Here is an 18,124-nt window from a genome sequence, read left to right as displayed (position 1 = left end):
GTGTCTAAAATATGAACATTTATGTGAAATTCTTCTCTTTTTCGATAGAATTCGATAAACTTAAACCGTTGTTGTTGGAAAAGAGATAGAAAAACATAGAAATATAGAAAAAGATTACTATTATAGAGGTGGCCAGTTAAATAGAAAAAGTTTACTTGCCGAATTCATACAACGTGAAGCGGGGGACGATTTAATTTTGGGGTGTATCCGCGTGAGCGGAAAGAGACCTTATCCTCTTAACCCGTCAACTAACCTCGTAGGCACGAAGGGAGTAAAACTAGGCTATGAAGAAAAAAAGTATTTTGACGGTGGCAATGACGAGCGTAATTGCGCTTGGTAGTCTTTTTGCGCCTGTGGGGACCAGTACGGCTTCTGCAGCTAATGAATCTCTTGTTACTAAAGCAATGAGCGTATTAGGAGCACCATACAAATGGGGCGGAACATCTAAAAGTGGTTTTGATTGTTCCGGATTTTTGAACTACGTATTTAAGGGAGAAAAAATCTCTTTGCCAAGAACTGCAAGCGCGATGTATAGCAAAGGAACGCCAGTGTCCCGTTCACAGCTTCGTACTGGAGATTTAGTATTCTTTAAAACATCTAGCCGTTCGGCTGTTACACATGCAGGTATGTATCTTGGAAGTGGGCGGTTTATTCATTCGTCTAGCAGCAGCGGCGTGTCGATTAGTAGCATCAACGATAAGTACTATTGGGGTAGCCGTTACGTTGGCGCCAAGCGTGTTACGAAGTAATAGGAACGACATGTCTACATAATATTCGTTATTAACTCTCAACTGAATGCGTTTCAGTTGGGGGTTTTTTATTTTTGATAAGGATGGATGACTATATCTATAATTTTCTGTTTTAGCTCGCTACCTTCAGGCATATATTTGCAGCAAGGAGGTGGGAAGATGAAAAGAAGGAAGCTTCGCAGCAGATCAGGTCGAGCGTCCGTTCCTTCCAAATATATGTTCCTCATCTCCCTGCTCATTTTCTTGGGTCTTACATTTCAAACGTTTTATTATGTGGAGAAAAACATTGAGCCTGTGCTCCACAATATCGCGCGTGTTCGTGCCGAACAACTCGCAACAAAAGCCATTCATGACGCCATTAACCAGAAGATTATGAAGGAGGAGGATTTAAAAAAGCTGATCGATGTTAGAGCAGATAAAGATGGGAAGATTCAGGCAGCTTTTTTGAATTCTAATGAGCATACCCGTATCGTGTTTGAGGCTACGGAAAATGTGATGCACACATTGAAGGAAATGGAGAACATGTCTGAACCCATTCCGCTTGGGCAGGCGCTACAAAGTAACCTTCTGGCACAGCTAGGGCCGGATTTGCCATTGAAGCTTGTGCCGCTGGGCAGTGTGCATGTTGAATTAAAACCGAAAATGCAGCAGGCAGGCATCAACATGGTACTGATGACAGTGTATATGAATGTTGAAGCAAAGGTGAGAATCGTCATTCCTTTTTCGACACAACCTGCGGTAGTTAGAACGGAGATCCCGATTTCAAATGCCCTGATTGTTGGAAATGTACCACAATTTTATTATGACGGTGCAGGGCGACCGATAGGGAGTGAAGTGCCGGGGGTACAGCCACCGCCAATTGTTCCACCCATCGGGATAAACAGTACAACAATCGAAAAATAATATGATACACATGTTTAGCATAAAGAAAGAGGGGGAATACTATTATTATTAGCATGAGAATTTTTTCTCTCTCTTTCTCCCCCTATATTTCCACTGCTTCCATAAGCAGTGGCTTTTTTTTGCATCATTTGGGCTGTGTTTGGTTGCTGTAGGGATGCTCGCTTCGTTGTGAAGCGAGGGTATTGCTGGTATGCTAATGTAAACATAAAGGAAAAAATTATGGAGGTTTACCGCATGAGAATGGTTGACTTAATCGAGAAGAAGCGCGATGGCAAAGAGCTAAGCAAGGCCGAAATCGATTTTATCATTAGCGGTTATACGAAGGGTGAAGTACCGGATTATCAGATGTCCGCTTTGGCTATGGCGATTTTCTTCCAGGATATGACGCAGGAGGAAAGAGCAAATCTCACTATGGCTATGGTGGAATCCGGAGATAAAATCGACTTATCGGCCATTGAAGGAATTAAGGTAGACAAGCATAGTACAGGCGGTGTAGGGGATACGACGACACTTGTGCTCGCTCCGCTCGTAGCGGCATTAGGCGTACCGGTAGCCAAAATGTCTGGACGTGGTCTCGGCCACACAGGAGGTACGATTGATAAACTGGAATCTGTTTCCGGATTTCACGTAGAAATTGATAATAAGCAATTTAATGAATTGGTTAATAAGAACAAAGTGGCAGTGGTTGGTCAGAGCGGGAACCTAACACCCGCAGACAAAAAATTGTATGCCTTGCGTGATGTAACCGCAACTGTTAATTCCATTTCTCTCATCGCAAGCTCTATTATGAGCAAGAAAATTGCATCAGGTGCTGATGCGATTGTACTGGACGTTAAAACAGGCAGTGGAGCATTTATGAAAGATCTTGAACGTGCGCGCGAATTAGCGCAGGCCATGGTCGATATTGGAAACAGTGTAGGGCGCAAGACGATGGCTGTCATCTCTGATATGAGTCAGCCGCTCGGATTTGCGGTGGGCAATGCGCTGGAAGTACAAGAAGCTATCGATACGTTGCGAGGTCAAGGACCAAAAGATCTGGAAGAGCTATGTCTAACACTCGGCAGTCATATGGTATACCTTGGCGGTAAAGCGGATAGTCCAGAGGCGGCCCGGGGCTTGCTTGAGGAAGTTATCCATAATGGCAAAGCACTGGAGACGTTTAAAACATTCTTGTCAGCTCAGGGAGGCGATGCTTCCCTTGTCGACGATCCATCGAAGCTTCCACAGGCGAAATATACATTTGAAGTGAAAGCGACCACTGATGGATATGTGTCATCCATTCAGGCAGACAGGATCGGTACGGCTGCGATGTTACTCGGAGCCGGGCGGGCCACGAAGGAATCGGCGATCGATTTGGCTGTCGGGGTGGTGTTACGCAAGAAAATCGGCGATTCTGTGCAACAAGGCGAGACGTTAGTAACGATCTTTAGTAATCGAGAAGACGTAACTGAAGTAAAAGATATTATTACAGATGCTTACAAGATTGTATCGGAAGCCGTAGAAGCACCTCCGCTCATCTACGGTGAAATCCGTGTAGGATAGGAGATATCTACCAAAAGAGCTTTGCAATCCTTATGATCGCAAAGCTCTTTTGATGCTTGAAAATAAGTGTTAGATTTTCGTTTGCTGATCCTGCTAATACTGATTACGCGGCAGTTCGTCAAGGAAGTCAACTGATTTTGGTTTCTTATAGCCGGCGCTTTTTCCTTCGCAATACCCGATTACTTCCTCCTGCGTCAATTCAGCTCCTTCGCGTGGTACTATGATCGCTTTTACCGACTCGTCCCATACTGGATCAGGCACTCCGATAACAGCCGCATCCAGAATTTTCGGGTGTGTATAGAGTACCTCTTCGACTTCTCGCGGGTAAATGTTTACACCGCCGCTAATGAGCAGGTCCTTTTTGCGATCCACAATATAATAGAAGCCTTCCTCATCCTGTATAGCCATATCGCCTACCGTAAAATATCCTTCATAAAAGGACATTGTTGTAGCTTCAGGATTTTTATAATATTCATGATTGTTCCGAAAGTTAGCATGGTTTCAATCTTTTCTGTCTATTCTATATCATAAAAAAATTATATCACTATATACACGGTAAGCGTATGGGATTTAGCCTTGAAAAATTAACACTTTTTGCATTTGATGTATGATATAGTTTAAATTATCTTCCGGGGGATTAGAAGGAAGTTTGAGTTATGGATATAAGGGGGAATTGGGGTGTACTTACCACAATTACAGATTGCGCATATGAAACCGCGCGTGCCGATTATGCAAGGGGGGATGGGCGTACGGATTTCATTAAGCAATCTGGCGGCGGCTGTCGCAAACGCCGGAGGTATAGGGATTATTTCTGGAACAGGAATTTCAGTTGAAGAGATGCGAGCTCATATTCGCCGTGCGAGAGAGTTGACACAAGGTAAGGGATACATTGGGGTTAATGTATTGTTTGCGATGAATGATTTTGCGGAAACGATAAAAGCGGCAATGGAAGAAAAGGTTGATTTTATTATTTCAGGTGCCGGATTTTCACGGGATATGTATGCTTGGGGGCGTGAATACAATGTTCCTGTCCTATCGATAGTCTCTTCAGCCAAATTGGCTAAGTTAGCTGAACGGCTGGGCGCGGCTGCGGTAGTAGTGGAAGGATTCGAAGCGGGCGGACATTTGGGGACCGACCGGCCTTTATTCGAGATCCTGCCCGAGGTCGTAGAAGCCGTTAATATTCCAGTCATCGCTGCCGGAGGTATTGTAGACGGGGTTGATATTGCGCGGGCAATTGAGCTAGGCGCCTCAGGTGTACAGATGGGGACACGATTCGTAGCAAGTGTAGAGTGTGATGCACCGCATGCATTTAAGCAGAAATATATCGAAACAACAGATGAGAACGATCTTGTGCTTGTAAAGACGACTGTTGGGCTTCAAGGGCGAGCCATACGCAACCATTTTACGAATGCGATTAGCGGCGAAAAGAAGCTGAAAATTGAAAAATGCCATGATTGCCTGAAAAATTGTTCATATCGTTTTTGTACGCTGGATTCTCTTATTACATCCGTGGATGGAGATGTAGAGAATGGTTTGGTCTTTGCCGGCGCCCGTGTACATGAGATTACAGAAATATTACCTGTACAGACAATTATTGATAGGCTTATGGCTGAGTATAATTCGGCTAAAACGGTCATCCATAGCCATGTTCTTTAGATTTTTCGCAGCTTTCCTTGATGGATAAAGCTGCTTTTTTTGTTGAAATATCAATCTTTAGCATATAGCCTATTGTCTAACTACTCTGAAGAAGGTAAAATGACATATTTGGGTGGTAATATAATAACAACACCATTCTAGTGTAAAACTAACTTGCAGAGTGGGAGATGTTGACAACATGGAAACAAATGAAGAAACCCTTTATGAGGCAGTTGTCGTAGGTGGAGGATTAGCCGGATTATCAGCGGCGGCATACTTGGCGAAAAAGGGGAGGAAAGTAGTTGTTCTCGAACGGGGTAATCTGGGTGGACGAGCCGTTACATTAAAAATTAAAGGCTTTTCATTTAACTTCGGTGCACATGCAATTTACGGGCGGGATACCTCCGTGCTGCGCAAATTCGAGAAAGAATTAGGTATTCGTATTGACTGGCGTGATTTTGAACCGAACAAAGCGAAGTATGATATCGGTGACAAAATAACGTCTATGCCAGCGAACATTCAAGGACTGTTTAATACTTCAATACTAAACAGCCTTGGCAAAATCAAGTTCACGTTTGAGATTTTTAAGACAATGCTGCATATGGAAAAAGGCCATCCACACATGTCAATCGAGAAATGGATGGAGGAGAAAGACATCAGTGCAGATGTGCGGGATATGATGCTAACCCTGGCTTCTTCTAACTTCTTCACACGTGAACCTGAACGGATTCCTTCAGACGTATTCTTCAACTATTACCAGCGTTTGTTTACGACGAACAAACCGGTAGCTTACATCGAAGGAGGCTGGCAGGCTCTTATTAATGAGTTCGTCCGCATAATTGAGGAGAATGGTGGTACGGTTGTAACGAAAGCAAAAGTAGAAGCGGTAGAAGCTGAGAATAGCCGTGTTACGGCTGTGCAGACAACACAGGGTGTGTTCAAAGGGCAGGAGTTCGTATTCTGCATTCCGCCGAAAGAATTGGAGAAAATCGTAGGCGGCACAAAAATCGAGCATTTCATTAAACAATATTCCAGCTATGAACCGAGCTATGTGTATGTATACGATATTGGTCTGTCAAAACGTATCGAAGTGCCATACACGTATATTTATGATAAACATAATAAAATGTTCATCACAGATATTTCGCATTATGATGAAACATGCGTACCGGAAGGCGGTCAATTGTTGCAGGCGATTGCGTACCTGACAGAAGAAGACTTGAAAGACAAAGAAAGAGTCCAGCAATACCATGAGAAAATCGAGGCTTTGTATGACAAGCACTTTACAGGCTGGCGGGAGCATCTAATCGTACCGCGTGTGTCCAAGCGAGCTGCAGCGCAGGAGATTAAATGGACGATGAACCAGGAAGCGATGCCGCTCTACTTGCCGGACTATCGCAATGTATTTTTTGCGGGAGATTGGTGCGAAGGCAAGGGACAGTTATCGGAGTTGTCTTTCCATAGTGCATACGAAGCCTGCAAGCTCATCTTGCAAAAATATTCGTGCGTATAGCTATAAAAATCAAATGTGCTCGTTTGGCTTACAAGAAAACGGGGAAAGATAAAAATAGTTATAGGAGTAAGTGTCTCCCTATATTCTCCCCCTTTTCCTCTGCCGCCTGAGAAGGCGGCTTTTTTTGATGGGTAACAAATGATATGTCGCCGTAAAACAGGAAAGTGACATATATCGAAACACCCAATTCCAATTTATGCGGTGGGCATTTCGAAATTAAACTGGCAGAAAAAGCGAGACAATTTTGTCTCGTTTTTTTACATATGAATTAAAAGCTCACATATAAAACTTTATTAATCATTAAAATATAGAGAAAAAGGCCGATATTCTCTATTACCAAAAGTCAGGAAATAGTGTATCTTTTTTACTAGATAAGTAGAAGGGGGGAATTCAACATGAAAAAAGCAAGAAAAAGTATTAAAAACAAACTAATTGTTGCGTTCGCCGTCATTCTGCTGCTTCCTAGCCTGGTTATCGGTGGAGCCTCATATGAGACAGCGAAAAGAAAAGTGGAACAGCAAATTATCCATAGTGCAAAAGAAAACGTAAAGTTGCTGGATACACTTATTACCCGCAATGTTGAACCGGGAATAAAAGACGTTGAGTATCTGGCTGCTACTTTAGAAGAAACGGGTGCCGAAGTGGACCCGGTGGATGTTCTCCGTAAACTTACAGCATTTCAGAATTTGCATCCTGAAATCCTGCATACGTTTGCCGGACTAAAAAATGGTCAAATGCTGCTTACGCCAGCCGGAAACCTGCCGAAAGACTATGATCCACGCACACGTATATGGTATAAGAAAGCCATGGAGAAACAGGGCGGGATTGCTATCACCGAACCATATGTTGACGCTGAGTCTGGCGGTATGGTAGTGACCGTGTCTATGATGATGGCTCAAGGGGGCGGAGTTACAGGAATTGACCTAAAATTGCAGGCGCTTTCAGATAATGTAAAGCAGGTAGCGATCGGTCGAGAAGGACATGCCTTCATCCTTGATCAGACAAAAAAGTATGTATCCCATCCGGTGCAAAAAGCCGGGGAGGAAGCGAAGGGCGAGTATATAATGAATATGTTCGCTTCAAATTCAGGTGACTTTACATATGAGATGGATGGTCAGGATAAGCGGATGTTTTTCGCCACGAATGAATTAACCGGATGGAAAATTGCAGGGACGATGAATGTGAGCGAAGCGAAAGAGGAGGCGCGTCCAATATTTTGGATAACACTGGGCGTGCTTGCAGCAGCCGTATTGTTTGGCGTGATTCGCAGTTTCTTTGTTATCCGTTCCATCGTTGTGCCGCTCGGCAAAGTAAATGCAGTTGCACATCGGATTAGTAAAGGGGATTTAACCGAGAGAATTGAAGTGCGTTCGGATGATGAGCTCGGCAAACTGGGTGAAAGCTTTAATCATATGGCGGATGCATTGGCATCGCTTATTCGTGAAGTGCAACATAAATCTGAACAGTTGGCTTCCTCTTCACAGGAATTGACAGCGAGTGCCGAGCAGACTGGCTATGCTACTGAGCAGATTACTGGCGTTATGCAAGAAGTAGCAGCCAGCTCGGAGCGACAGGTAAACGGTATGGAGAAGAGTGCCCAAACGATTTCTTCCATGTCGCAGGGTGCTCAGGAGATGGCGGCACATGCGCAGGGTGTCAATCATGCCGCATTGCAAACAAGAAGTATGGCGGAGGAAGGAAATCGGGCTCTTCAGCAAGCGGTAGAACAGATGCGTGCAATTGATAAGACGGTACATGAGCTTGCGGATATCGTTAAAGGGCTTGGCAGCCGCTCAAAAGAAATCGGGCAGATTATTGAGGTTATCACCGCAATTTCTGCACAAACGAATTTACTAGCGTTGAACGCGGCAATTGAGGCGGCACGCGCCGGAGAGCATGGTAAAGGATTCGCGGTCGTAGCGGATGAAGTGCGCAAACTGGCTGAGCAATCAACACAATCAGCAGGGCAAATCGCTTCCCTTATTCATGCGATTCAGCAAGAAACACAGGCTGCGGTTCAGTCGATGGCACAGAGTACGAAGGAAGTGGGAGAAGGAATTCAGGTGGTGGACGCGGCAGGGAACCTGTTCTCAAAAATTCAACATTCGATTGCCAAGGCGGCTGCCGAATTCCAGACAGTATATACGGGAGTTGAACAGATGTCAGCCGGTGCAAAAGAAATCGCGGCTACAATAGAGATGATAAACCGTATTACTGACGCTAATTCTGCTGATATCCAAACTGTATTCGCCGCAACGGAAGAGCAGACAGCATTCATGCAGGAAATTACTTCGTCTTCGGCAACATTATCCAGAATGGCCGACGAATTGCATGAAATCATTCGTAAGTTTACTGTATAAACTAACGGAAATGCTTATGAGTTTTTCTTATATTCTTGTGAAAGGTGGAAGGGTAGAAGAGGAAAAGTGGAGAAGTATTATAAAAAAAGGAGGTTTTTGGATAATGGGAAATCACAAGAATGCGGAAGAAGCATTTCGTGCCTATGTGAGAAAGATGGCTGACTATAAAGAAGCAAATGCCGTATTGAGCTGGGATTTGATGACTGGTGCACCTCCTAAGGGAAAGGAGCAACGGGCCGAAGTAATTGGCATGCTTGCCACTGAATTTTTCAAAATGAGCATTGCGCCAGAAATGCAAGAGATGCTCGCGCATCTCGAAGAAGAAGATACATATATAGGATTGGACCCGGTAATGAAGTCTATGGTGCGGGAGATGAGAAAAGAATACGAGAAAAATAAAAGCATTCCCGCAACGTTATTCCAAGAGTATACCATTCTTACTTCCAAGGCGCAGGTCGCTTGGGAGGGAGCCAAGCAAACGAGCGATTTTGCGGCATTCCGTCCATATCTGGAGAAGATTATTAACTACTTAAATCAATTCATTGACATTTGGGGTTATGAAGGACATCGTTACAATACGCTTCTTGACAAGTATGAACCGGGAATTACTGTGGAGATGATAGATCCGTTGTTTGCGGATTTGCGTAAAAAGTCGGTTTCTTTGCTGGAGCGTATACAGGAAAAAGGTAAGGCATCGAACACGGCATACTTGAAGAAGCAGTATCCAGCTTTGGAACAACGTAAATTCAGTGAATTCGTTCTGCAGAAAATTGGATACGATTTCCTTGCGGGACGATTAGATGAGAGTGCACATCCTTTTTCGATTGGACTCAATCCCGGTGATGTACGGGTGACCACCCGGATTCATGAGCGGGATTTGCAGATAGCGTTATTCAGTTCAATCCATGAGGCAGGTCACGCAATATACGAGCAAAATATTGCTCCTGAACTTGTCGGAACGTTGCTCTCGGAAGGGGCTTCGATGGGGATTCACGAGTCGCAATCCCGTTTCTGGGAGAATATCATTGGTCGCAGCGAAGCTTTTTGGAGCTATTTCTATCCGAATGCGGCCGCCGCTTTTCCTGAGCAGTTAGCCGGCGCTTCTGTTCAGACGTTGTACCGTGCGGTAAATCAAGTACAGCCGTCCCTTATTCGGATTGAGGCCGATGAGCTGACTTATAATTTGCATATTATGCTGCGTTACGAATTGGAAAAAGCCCTAATTACTGGTGATTTACAAGTTGCTGATTTGCCTGGAGCATGGACGGAGAAGATGGACGATTATCTGGGGATTACACCGTCTGATGATGCGAGCGGCGCATTACAGGATGTGCACTGGTCTGGAGGTGATTTCGGCTATTTCCCTACATATTCGCTTGGAAATATTTATGCAGCACAATTGGAGGCTGCGCTTGCCCGCGAGCTTCCAGACTATAAAGAGGCGGTGCGCCGCGGCGAATTTGACATGATTACTCGTTGGATGACGCAGCATGTTCACCGTCACGGCAAAATGCTGGAACCGGCTGAGATTATACGTTCTGCTACCGGAGAAGGGATTAATGCCGACTATTTAACGGCGTATTTAGAGAATAAATATACGGATGTGTATGAGCTTGTTTAATCCAGAGGGACGACCTGTCGCACTGGTGACGGGTTCATACAAATCAATGCTCTGCACTTCGCCGTATACCTCGATGATGGGCGTTCTTGATTCTTATCTGGCTGCCGGGCAGATGAGACTGGGAAATCCGCGAGAAGTAGCGGAGTTGGTGGCACATATCGCAGTAATGAAGCATGCCACCCTTCGTTATTCTCTTGGGGGGAAAAAGGTAGATAAAAAATAATGTATAAGTAAATAATAAGTAAGTACGCTTGTAATAATTGCGTAAAGTTAACTAAGGAAAGGATAAATGGAGAAAAGGATAAAAGATGTATATGGATAAAGTGCTTTTTTTTAAAAGCTTTTTACGTTCTCCACTTCAGGTTGCGAGCCTAATTCCAAGTTCCCCATTTCTTGTCAATCATATTGCTCGCCATGTGAACCAGCTTGCGCCTTTGCGTGTGGCAGAATTAGGAGCGGGCACGGGTGTGTTGACCCGAGCGCTTGTAGATGAATGTCCATCCATTCAATCGCTTCTCGTCTTTGAAAACGAAAAAAATCTAAAAAATCACCTGCGAAATATATTTCCGCGGCTACCTGTGTATGCAGATGCTTTTGCGTTACATGAGGCAATGCAAGAGCAGGGCATCGGACAGTTGGATTGTATTATCTCAGCACTTCCGGTTTCATGGTTTTCCGCAGAGCAGAATGAATATTTGATGGAGCTGGTATACCGTTGTTTGAAACCTGGTGGAGCCTTCATTATGTTCCAATTTTCTTTGCAGATGCGCAAATATTTACGCATGACCTTTCAAGACATTAAGATCAAATACGTTCCGTTGAACTTTTTGCCTGCGTTCGTATATTATTGCTATAAAATGTAAACAAATCTGCCCTGATGTCTATGGGGCAGATTTGTTTTTTGACAGGGAACTTTTGATAACGACCCGGGTTCCTAGCGGAATATTACGGTACAGCCATTCAATGTCTTCATTATGCATACGAATGCAGCCCTGACTCACATTATGTCCGATACTGGCCGGATTGTTTGTCCCGTGAATCCCATATTTATAACCGCTTGTTCCCGGTATGTTCAGCCCCAGCCAGCGTGTACCCAGGGGATTACGAGGATTGCCCCCTGCAATGTTTTTCGGTAGATACCAAGGTTCTTTTACCCGGGTAATAATAATGAATTCTCCTTCCGGTGTCAGGTGCTTGTCTTTACCTGTACCGACAGGGAACGTATAGACTGATATATCGTTCAAAAAGATACTCAGTTGGTTGGTTGTTTTATTGATTTCGATATGCACCTCATCTTCAAGTGCAAAGCTGGAAGAAGGAGGCAGACACAAGAAGAGTATAAAGATGAAGATGATGTAAGGAGCGGAGAAAAGTGGTCTGCGCATGGTGCTTCACCTTTCCCCTTATTTCTGCTTCTTTTTTGCTTTATACTCTTCACGCTCCCAACGTTTCAGGAGCGGATATGGATCGTAAGAATATTCGGTTTTGCCGTTGTCACGGTAGACGCCGTAGTGTAGATGTGGGGGGAATTTTCCAGAAGTACCGGGTTTACCGTATCCAGAACTGCCAACATATCCGATGACATCACCTGGCTGTACTACATCGCCTATTTTGAACTTTTTGTTGAATCCATTAAGATGGGCGTAGTAGTGGTACGTTGAGTCCACATCGCGAATGCCGATACGCCAGCCCCCGTACGGATTCCAGCCCATCGTCTCAATAACGCCATGCTTCGTCGCCCTTACAGGAGTCCCATAGCCCGCAAAAATATCAGTACCCTCATGAATACGCCGTCCACCCCAGCCACGAGGATCGCCCCATGTACTGCGATAGCTGTAATTATAATGAAGCGGAACCGGGAATGCACTTCCGCTCAGGTATAAACGATTATGATGTCGGAAGAGAGAGGCAAGTTCGGAGACGATTTCTACATTCTTATCTCGTGCATAATAATTCCATAGCGCGATGCGAATGTCATCTTCTGTGTAACCGAATTTACTTACATAGCTGGCCATTGTATATACGACATCGAGATCATTGTCCGGGTCTGCTTTGCCATCTCCATCTCCATCCTTGCCTAGACCTCCGAAGAAAGAAATGCTGGCCGGATTCGTATCCCCAGGATTCGGATTAAGGAAACCGCACCATCTTTCTGGTGAGAAGATAATGCCTGTTTTACGAGTAAGGCCAGAAGAAGCAGATGCATCGCCATTCTTTTTCGGTTTTTTATGAATACTGCGCTCGTATTGATCTATAGCTGCCAGATAATACCAAGGGGTTCCGGTAATCACTTGCATATGCTCGAAAAGTACCTGTCGTTCCCTGGCAAGCATTTCTGCCGTGGATTTTTCGGGAGATGCGGCTTGAATGGGAACGGGGATAAAGACAAGGCTCAAGGCGAGAATAAAAAATAATATTTTATATCTCATAGCGTCCTCCCGTAGTGAAAAGTCTTTTCCTTAGTGTGTACAGTATCGTTGATTTTATAATGGCAACAGTACCCTCTCTTTGCAGCAGCTCACCGGGAGAACGTTTGGAATTGCTTTACCGTCCGTACTTTTTTACAATAGGAGAGAGGAAAAACGATAATGAATGGAGATGAGCGCTTCATGGCAGAACGCAAGCCGGAGTGGTTGAAAATCAAACTGAATACGGGCGAGAACTTCAAAGAGCTAAAGCGAATGATGCGTGGCAAGACGCTGCATACAGTTTGTGAAGAAGCGCGTTGTCCAAATATATACGAATGCTGGGCGAATCGAACTGCTACTTTTATGATTCTGGGTGATTTATGTACGCGAGCTTGTAGATTCTGTGCAGTAAAAACGGGTCTTCCGACTGAGCTTGATTTGGCGGAGCCGGAACGTGTGGCAGAAGCAACAGAGCAAATGGGTCTTACACATGTCGTTGTAACTTCTGTGGCGCGTGATGATTTGAAGGATGGTGGTGCGCTGGTTTTTGCTAAGACGATTCAGGCGATCCGTAAGCGGACACCATTGTGCAGCATTGAAGTGTTAATCCCTGATTTCCTTGGCAATTGGGATGCTCTGAAGGTCGTAATGGATGCAAAGCCGGATATTCTCAACCATAACGTTGAAACGGTAGAACGTTTATCAGATCGGGTTCGTTCGAAAGCAAAATATAATCGTACACTGGAGCTTTTAGCCAAGTCAAAAGAATTTCAGCCAAAGGTCCCCACTAAATCCAGTATTATGATTGGGGTAGGTGAGACAACGGAAGAAATCATTGCGACTATGGATGATTTGCGCCAGGTCGATGTGGATATCCTGACGATTGGACAGTATCTCCAACCGTCGCCAAAGCACTTGCCTGTGAAAAAGTTTTATCATCCGGATGAATTTGCACGGTTGAAGGAGGAAGGATTGAAACGGGGCTTTAAGCATGTGGAATCCGGTCCGCTGGTGCGCAGTTCCTATCATGCGCATGAACAGGTAGAATCAGCAGCCAAAGCATTGTAAAAGCAAGAAAGGTCGATTATGGAATAAGCCCAGCCGCATGTTGCGTCTGGGCTTGGTTCGTTATTTCTTGATATGATGATGTTTATGCGTTGGGCTTGCTTTGCTACTGCTGGCCTTGTTTGATTCGCTGTTTGTCGATAGCTTGTGCATCGAATTGGCTTGATGGCCAATCATTTGTTCGAATTGCTGGTCGGTTTTTGTTCCCATTTGCTTGACATTGCTTTGGACTTTGTTAATAACTTTGTGATCGTTGGTCGTGTACACTTTGTAATAGCGTGGAGATACGTTTTCGCAGCCTTTTTGTACTTTTTCCAGCAATTTTTGTGCGTTAGCAGGAGTCATGCCGGATGTGTCACAGCCGACGAAGATTTGGTTGTCCGTCGCAAGCACTGTAGCACGCTTAACGCCAGGCATTTGCTTAGCTACACCAGCTACAGCGGAAGCCAGCATCTGACGGTCAACGTAGACGTTTGACGCAGTGGTGTCATGATGGGCTTGCTTGCCTTGGGACAGTGTGCTGCTTTTTGGTGCGGTACGATTTTGTACGGTTGTTCCTTTATGCGTATGGCCGGTACTCGTTTGAGTATCACCCAGGTGAGCATATCCGATACTTGGCTGATTGCTGCGCGTAAACACGTTGTAGTTATGAGTTTTTGGCTTGTAAATCGAATACTGATGCGCATTATGAGTGTAGCCATCTACTCCGGTAGTGCCATACGTTCCGGTTGTACCGTACATGCCTGTACGAGGTGTTCCATATGTTCCGGTAGTACCATACGTTCCAGGTGTACCGTACATACCTGTTCCGTATGTTCCGGTAGTGCCATACGTTCCAGTCGTACCATACATGCGTTGTCCGTAGTTGTTAACGCCCAGATTATTCATTCCCTGACCGCTCATGATTTTGTCTCTTGAATCATACAGAACGCCTGGGCGATGACCTGTCTGGTCCTTGATTACGCCATTTCGGTACGTTTCGTAACGGCCGTCGCCAGCGTAATTGTAGCCGGTAGCATTGTTGTAACGGTGATATTTATCATAACCCGTTACTGTACCAGTGGGATTATTTGGTCCAACGTTCATCGGACGATACTCGTTTGTTTTTGTATTCGCTGCCGGGGAACAAGCGGCCAGTGAAACGGCAAGACCAACTGCGGAAAGCACTGCGAAGAATTTTTTCATGGTTGCACCTCCTATCCTGTAGGTTGCCCGGGAGGGACAGGAGTTTTCGTGGCAATTTTGTGTGTAGCGTCAGAAATTGTGGTAAAATAGGAGTCGCACGCCACCAAGGTGATGCGGTGAGCAGAGAGGGGGCAACTGAAGTGATACGGGTCCAGGACCAGGTATACGAATTAATTGAGGAAAATAAAGATGGCTTTAACCAGGAAACATTTAAAGAGCGATACAGTGATATCTTGTCCAAGTTCGACTATATCGTGGGCGACTGGGGATACGGCCAACTTCGGTTGAAAGGGTTTTATGAAGATGCAAACCGCAAGGCGCCCTTTGACACGCGGATTAGTTTTTTTGACGAATACATTATGGAATATTGCAATTTCGGCTGTTCATATTTCCTGCTGAAAAAAGTAAAGCAGGCAAATCGATTGGAAGATGCGGAAGAAGCTGAACAATTAGACGGCGGAGATTCGGCAGAAAGAACGGAAGAGAGGCCGCCGCGTAACAAAGATGGCAAACGCCGTGATAAACGCCGTTCCCGCTCGCGACGTGGCAAGCCAAAAGAATCGAAGGAAAACAAGGAAAAGCAATCTGCTCATATGGAATAATGTAAAAAATGAGACCCTTAGCTGTTTTTCAGTCGGGTCTCATTTTACGTTCTTATGTGATGATGCGTCCAATGAGTGAGATATTAACAGAAAGAGTAGGGGAATTAGCCTTTCTGTTTCTGATCTAGTCCGGCTTTTACTTCGTTTAGCATCGGTTCTTCATTCTCTCCTGGATTGTCATGCGTCGGATGTGCGCCCGGATCCTGACGCGGTATGCCTTCGTGAAGTGAACGGTATTCGTATGCGAAAGCGGACTGCACTTTTTCTCCAGTATCCCATGATTCTTTACCAAGGAACGGATGAGAGAACGCTGCGGTTCCATAAGGACCTTCCGGGAATTCTTCCGGATAGCGGGTATGAATAACGCTCTCCTCTGTTTTAAGCGGTCGGAATTGTTCTTCACGCCTAACGGATAGCGGTTTTCTGGATAACAAGAAAAACCCCTCCTTTATTGATAAAAGATAGGGGTAGTATCCAACCGAAGCCGGAAACTTATACAAAAAAGTTAGATACTTAAACGAAGGAATTCGCGCAGCTCATTTGCTTCGCCTTCTGTCATGTTGAATGCCTCTTCCAGATATCCCGGTTCGTCCAAATCTTTTTGACCGAGAATTGCCATGCGGTGGGTCAGAATATTAAGCACTAGGCTTTTGCCATAGAAGTTCTGAGTTTGGATAATTGCGATATCGTGACGAGCTTCTTCACCGATGAAGCTTACGTACCTTGTCGTTGTTTCTTCTTTATTGTCGTATAGAAATGTCCAATCTCCATGTTGTGCCATGTGTCTTCCTCCTGTCAAATATGCTTGGCTGATACATTGGCATCCATTTCTGTATGCCTGGACCATAAAAGTTTTATATGGGCCATTATATGATAACTGGGTCATTGCAGCAACGCTTCAATAGGCAAAGCAATCTTAGTGCTTATAATATGTATCCTTGGCAACTCATGGTATACTGTCAGAAGAGGCTGCATTGAACAGGGAGTGAACGAAATGGAAATGGAGAATATCATGCAGGGTGTGACGATTTTTACCCTGTTGGTTTTGACATTTGTGATTACAATTATCGTATCCAAAAGAAAAAATAAAAAGAATAGGAAATAGGAGTGGAATATACGATGTACCAGGTCAATGTAGAGAAAATCGAACAACATTTATCTTATTTTGAACAGGTTCTTGCTGCTATTACCCCTGTTATACATACAGAAAAAGGAATGCAGATGGACAGGTTGACGGAGCTTGCGCTGGAAAGAGCGCTGCATATCGCACTTGAAACGGTGGCTGATGTCGGAAACTACTTAATCGATGGTTTCATTATGCGCGATCCGGGCAGTTATGAAGATATCGTAGATATTCTTGAGGATGAAACGGTAATTGAAGCGGAGATGGCAGAAACGCTAAGAACTGTGGTCAATATGCGTAAGAAGCTGATTACGCACTATACGAGTGTGAATAGTGGGGAAGTATATACGATATTGCAAACTCATTTCTCGCACTTGCAGCAATTTCCAATAAATGTTCGTGACTATTTGAAACGAGAACTGTACTAATTTAATAACATTGTGATGATAGTTTTTATATTATATTGTATAGAAATTTACTTATTTCATGAAATCGGGTAGAATATAGAGGAGGAAGGTGAGGGAAGATGAACAAGGACAAATCCTCTTCTACGCGCAATCAAATTATGCATATGTTGAAGATGAAAGGCTCGATGACAGTGGGAGACATGGCGCAAGAGCTGGGCATTACGGAAATGGCTGTGCGCCGTCATCTTAATACGCTGGAACGAGACAATCTGATTCAAGCGCGTTTGCTGCGTCAGGCAATGGGACGTCCAACTAATATATACTCCCTGTCTGAAGAAGCCGACAACATGTTTCCTAAGAATTACCAGGATCTTACGTTGGAATTTCTTAGCGACATCGAAGAAATGCAAGGGGCACAGATGGTTGAAGCGTTGTTTAAGCTTCGCCAGGAGCGGCAGGAGAATTTGTATCGTGATATCGTGCCTTCCGACAGTGGTTTTGAGACAAAGCTGGAAGCACTTGTAAAGATGCAGAATGATAAAGGGTATATGGCCGAGTTGAAGAAAGATGAGGAAACCGGTAAGTATATTTTCATTGAGTCCAATTGTCCGATTTCAACTGTGGCCAAGGAGTACACATACGCTTGTAATTGTGAAAAAACGCTATTTGAGAATGTACTCGGTGCCAAGGTTGAGCAAGAGCAATGCATGGCGACCGGTGGCGATAATTGCGTATATGTCATTGATGAAAAAGATGAAGAAAGCATCGAAAAAAAACAGTGATGTGTTTTGAGGGTGGAAGAAAGAGGGGGCACGCTCCACGCAGAAAAACAAAGGGGACGCACACCGTACGCGTCACTCTTTTCTATCCATTCTATGGATACCAAGGGTGTTGATTGTCCAAAGAAAGATACCAAGGGTGTTGATTGTCCAAAGAGGAAAAGGCCGCCACAACGGGACACAAACAAGGCCTTTTGTCTTCCTCTTCGCGTCTACCCAGATGTTTTGC

Annotated in this window: 19 protein-coding genes and 1 riboswitch; of the genes, 13 read left to right on the top strand and 6 right to left on the bottom strand. The window is 44.6% G+C overall.

Going from position 1 to position 18,124, the window contains the following annotated elements; genetic code table 11:
- Positions 1-146: 146 nt before the first annotated feature.
- Positions 147-277: riboswitch (cyclic di-AMP (ydaO/yuaA leader) on the top strand.
- 7 nt (positions 278-284) lie between these two features.
- The 3 genes from HMPREF0083_RS19440 to HMPREF0083_RS19430 all read left to right on the top strand — a co-directional run bounded on the left by HMPREF0083_RS19440 (position 285) and on the right by HMPREF0083_RS19430 (position 3,194).
- The gene (locus HMPREF0083_RS19440; RefSeq protein ID WP_021623405.1) at positions 285-749 is read left to right on the top strand and encodes a C40 family peptidase; all 465 of its coding nucleotides are present in this window, start codon (positions 285-287) and stop codon (positions 747-749) included.
- Positions 750-908: 159 nt separating this feature from the next.
- Positions 909-1,652 (top strand): sporulation protein YunB, encoded by a 744-nt coding sequence (gene yunB, locus HMPREF0083_RS19435; protein WP_051354729.1) that lies wholly within the window; start codon positions 909-911, stop codon positions 1,650-1,652.
- A gap of 234 nt (positions 1,653-1,886) precedes the next feature.
- Positions 1,887-3,194 carry a pyrimidine-nucleoside phosphorylase gene (locus tag HMPREF0083_RS19430; protein WP_040303956.1) on the top strand — a complete coding sequence of 436 codons (1,308 nt, stop codon included), beginning with the start codon at positions 1,887-1,889 and terminating at the stop codon, positions 3,192-3,194.
- Positions 3,195-3,287: 93 nt separating this feature from the next.
- On the opposite strand, the gene HMPREF0083_RS19425 is transcribed toward HMPREF0083_RS19430, so the two are convergent.
- A complete protein-coding gene (locus tag HMPREF0083_RS19425; RefSeq protein WP_021623401.1) occupies positions 3,288-3,638 on the bottom strand; it encodes an AMP-binding enzyme in 351 nt (116 codons plus the stop codon).
- Positions 3,639-3,902: 264 nt separating this feature from the next.
- On the opposite strand from HMPREF0083_RS19425, the gene HMPREF0083_RS19420 reads away from it, so the two are divergent.
- From HMPREF0083_RS19420 to HMPREF0083_RS19395, 6 genes are all read left to right on the top strand, one after another.
- Complete coding sequence (locus tag HMPREF0083_RS19420) at positions 3,903-4,853, top strand: NAD(P)H-dependent flavin oxidoreductase (RefSeq protein WP_021623400.1); 951 nt, start codon at positions 3,903-3,905, stop codon at positions 4,851-4,853.
- Positions 4,854-5,031: 178 nt separating this feature from the next.
- Positions 5,032-6,345: a phytoene desaturase family protein gene (locus HMPREF0083_RS19415; protein ID WP_040303955.1), complete on the top strand. Its 1,314-nt coding sequence runs from the start codon at positions 5,032-5,034 to the stop codon at positions 6,343-6,345.
- A 395-nt stretch (positions 6,346-6,740) separates the two neighbouring features.
- Positions 6,741-8,705: a methyl-accepting chemotaxis protein gene (locus HMPREF0083_RS19410; RefSeq protein ID WP_021623397.1), complete on the top strand. Its 1,965-nt coding sequence runs from the start codon at positions 6,741-6,743 to the stop codon at positions 8,703-8,705.
- Positions 8,706-8,808: 103 nt separating this feature from the next.
- Entirely contained in the window at positions 8,809-10,326 is a 1,518-nt protein-coding gene (locus tag HMPREF0083_RS19405) for a carboxypeptidase M32 (protein ID WP_040303954.1), read from the top strand.
- Positions 10,319-10,549 carry a Rossmann-fold NAD(P)-binding domain-containing protein gene (locus HMPREF0083_RS19400; RefSeq protein ID WP_040303953.1) on the top strand — a complete coding sequence of 77 codons (231 nt, stop codon included), beginning with the start codon at positions 10,319-10,321 and terminating at the stop codon, positions 10,547-10,549. The genes HMPREF0083_RS19405 and HMPREF0083_RS19400 overlap by 8 nt, the downstream gene beginning before the upstream one ends.
- 91 nt (positions 10,550-10,640) lie before the next feature.
- Positions 10,641-11,189, top strand: coding sequence for a class I SAM-dependent methyltransferase (locus tag HMPREF0083_RS19395; protein WP_167331587.1), 549 nt, complete (start codon positions 10,641-10,643; stop codon positions 11,187-11,189).
- Positions 11,190-11,207: 18 nt separating this feature from the next.
- Here the strand turns inward: HMPREF0083_RS19395 and HMPREF0083_RS19390 are convergent, their stop codons facing one another.
- Together HMPREF0083_RS19390 and HMPREF0083_RS19385 are read right to left on the bottom strand one after the other, a co-directional pair.
- Positions 11,208-11,711, bottom strand: coding sequence for a L,D-transpeptidase (locus HMPREF0083_RS19390; protein WP_021623393.1), 504 nt, complete (start codon positions 11,709-11,711; stop codon positions 11,208-11,210).
- 18 nt (positions 11,712-11,729) lie between these two features.
- Positions 11,730-12,755, bottom strand: a complete 1,026-nt coding sequence (locus tag HMPREF0083_RS19385) for a M23 family metallopeptidase (protein ID WP_021623392.1) — start codon at positions 12,753-12,755, stop codon at positions 11,730-11,732.
- Between the two features lie 180 nt (positions 12,756-12,935).
- On the opposite strand from HMPREF0083_RS19385, the gene lipA reads away from it, so the two are divergent.
- The gene (lipA, locus tag HMPREF0083_RS19380; protein WP_040303983.1) at positions 12,936-13,802 is read left to right on the top strand and encodes a lipoyl synthase; all 867 of its coding nucleotides are present in this window, start codon (positions 12,936-12,938) and stop codon (positions 13,800-13,802) included.
- 60 nt (positions 13,803-13,862) lie between these two features.
- On the opposite strand, the gene HMPREF0083_RS26575 is transcribed toward lipA, so the two are convergent.
- Positions 13,863-14,984: a YhcN/YlaJ family sporulation lipoprotein gene (locus HMPREF0083_RS26575; protein ID WP_021623390.1), complete on the bottom strand. Its 1,122-nt coding sequence runs from the start codon at positions 14,982-14,984 to the stop codon at positions 13,863-13,865.
- Between the two features lie 140 nt (positions 14,985-15,124).
- On the opposite strand from HMPREF0083_RS26575, the gene HMPREF0083_RS27415 reads away from it, so the two are divergent.
- The gene (locus tag HMPREF0083_RS27415) at positions 15,125-15,586 is read left to right on the top strand and encodes a YutD family protein (RefSeq protein WP_040303949.1); all 462 of its coding nucleotides are present in this window, start codon (positions 15,125-15,127) and stop codon (positions 15,584-15,586) included.
- A gap of 104 nt (positions 15,587-15,690) precedes the next feature.
- On the opposite strand, the gene HMPREF0083_RS19365 is transcribed toward HMPREF0083_RS27415, so the two are convergent.
- Both HMPREF0083_RS19365 and HMPREF0083_RS19360 read right to left on the bottom strand, forming a co-directional pair.
- Entirely contained in the window at positions 15,691-16,020 is a 330-nt protein-coding gene (locus tag HMPREF0083_RS19365; RefSeq protein ID WP_051354728.1) for a hypothetical protein, read from the bottom strand.
- Between the two features lie 71 nt (positions 16,021-16,091).
- Positions 16,092-16,367: a DUF3055 domain-containing protein gene (locus tag HMPREF0083_RS19360; RefSeq protein ID WP_040303947.1), complete on the bottom strand. Its 276-nt coding sequence runs from the start codon at positions 16,365-16,367 to the stop codon at positions 16,092-16,094.
- 338 nt (positions 16,368-16,705) lie between these two features.
- On the opposite strand from HMPREF0083_RS19360, the gene hepT reads away from it, so the two are divergent.
- Positions 16,706-17,137 (top strand): type VII toxin-antitoxin system HepT family RNase toxin, encoded by a 432-nt coding sequence (gene hepT / locus HMPREF0083_RS19355; protein ID WP_021623385.1) that lies wholly within the window; start codon positions 16,706-16,708, stop codon positions 17,135-17,137.
- Between the two features lie 98 nt (positions 17,138-17,235).
- The gene (locus HMPREF0083_RS19350) at positions 17,236-17,898 is read left to right on the top strand and encodes a helix-turn-helix transcriptional regulator (RefSeq protein WP_021623384.1); all 663 of its coding nucleotides are present in this window, start codon (positions 17,236-17,238) and stop codon (positions 17,896-17,898) included.
- The last annotated feature ends 226 nt before the right edge of the window (positions 17,899-18,124 follow it).

It is taken from the genome of Aneurinibacillus aneurinilyticus ATCC 12856, from assembly GCF_000466385.1.
Classification (GTDB): domain Bacteria; phylum Bacillota; class Bacilli; order Aneurinibacillales; family Aneurinibacillaceae; genus Aneurinibacillus; species Aneurinibacillus aneurinilyticus.
Note: the sequence above shows the minus strand (reverse complement) of the source record. Positions and strands in the feature narration are given on the sequence as shown.

Bases quoted from the DNA above. Each gene is read 5' to 3' on its own strand.
- HMPREF0083_RS19440 (WP_021623405.1), top strand. From the start codon at position 285: ATGAAGAAAAAAAGTATTTTGACGGTGGCAATGACGAGCGTAATTGCG.
- yunB (WP_051354729.1), top strand. From the start codon at position 909: ATGAAAAGAAGGAAGCTTCGCAGCAGATCAGGTCGAGCGTCCGTTCCT.
- HMPREF0083_RS19430 (WP_040303956.1), top strand. From the start codon at position 1,887: ATGAGAATGGTTGACTTAATCGAGAAGAAGCGCGATGGCAAAGAGCTA.
- HMPREF0083_RS19425 (WP_021623401.1), bottom strand. From the start codon at position 3,638: ATGTCCTTTTATGAAGGATATTTTACGGTAGGCGATATGGCTATACAG.
- HMPREF0083_RS19420 (WP_021623400.1), top strand. From the start codon at position 3,903: ATGAAACCGCGCGTGCCGATTATGCAAGGGGGGATGGGCGTACGGATT.
- HMPREF0083_RS19415 (WP_040303955.1), top strand. From the start codon at position 5,032: ATGGAAACAAATGAAGAAACCCTTTATGAGGCAGTTGTCGTAGGTGGA.
- HMPREF0083_RS19410 (WP_021623397.1), top strand. From the start codon at position 6,741: ATGAAAAAAGCAAGAAAAAGTATTAAAAACAAACTAATTGTTGCGTTC.
- HMPREF0083_RS19405 (WP_040303954.1), top strand. From the start codon at position 8,809: ATGGGAAATCACAAGAATGCGGAAGAAGCATTTCGTGCCTATGTGAGA.
- HMPREF0083_RS19395 (WP_167331587.1), top strand. From the start codon at position 10,641: ATGGATAAAGTGCTTTTTTTTAAAAGCTTTTTACGTTCTCCACTTCAG.
- HMPREF0083_RS19390 (WP_021623393.1), bottom strand. From the start codon at position 11,711: ATGCGCAGACCACTTTTCTCCGCTCCTTACATCATCTTCATCTTTATA.
- HMPREF0083_RS19385 (WP_021623392.1), bottom strand. From the start codon at position 12,755: ATGAGATATAAAATATTATTTTTTATTCTCGCCTTGAGCCTTGTCTTT.
- lipA (WP_040303983.1), top strand. From the start codon at position 12,936: ATGGCAGAACGCAAGCCGGAGTGGTTGAAAATCAAACTGAATACGGGC.
- HMPREF0083_RS26575 (WP_021623390.1), bottom strand. From the start codon at position 14,984: ATGAAAAAATTCTTCGCAGTGCTTTCCGCAGTTGGTCTTGCCGTTTCA.
- HMPREF0083_RS19360 (WP_040303947.1), bottom strand. From the start codon at position 16,367: ATGGCACAACATGGAGATTGGACATTTCTATACGACAATAAAGAAGAA.
- hepT (WP_021623385.1), top strand. From the start codon at position 16,706: ATGTACCAGGTCAATGTAGAGAAAATCGAACAACATTTATCTTATTTT.
- HMPREF0083_RS19350 (WP_021623384.1), top strand. From the start codon at position 17,236: ATGAACAAGGACAAATCCTCTTCTACGCGCAATCAAATTATGCATATG.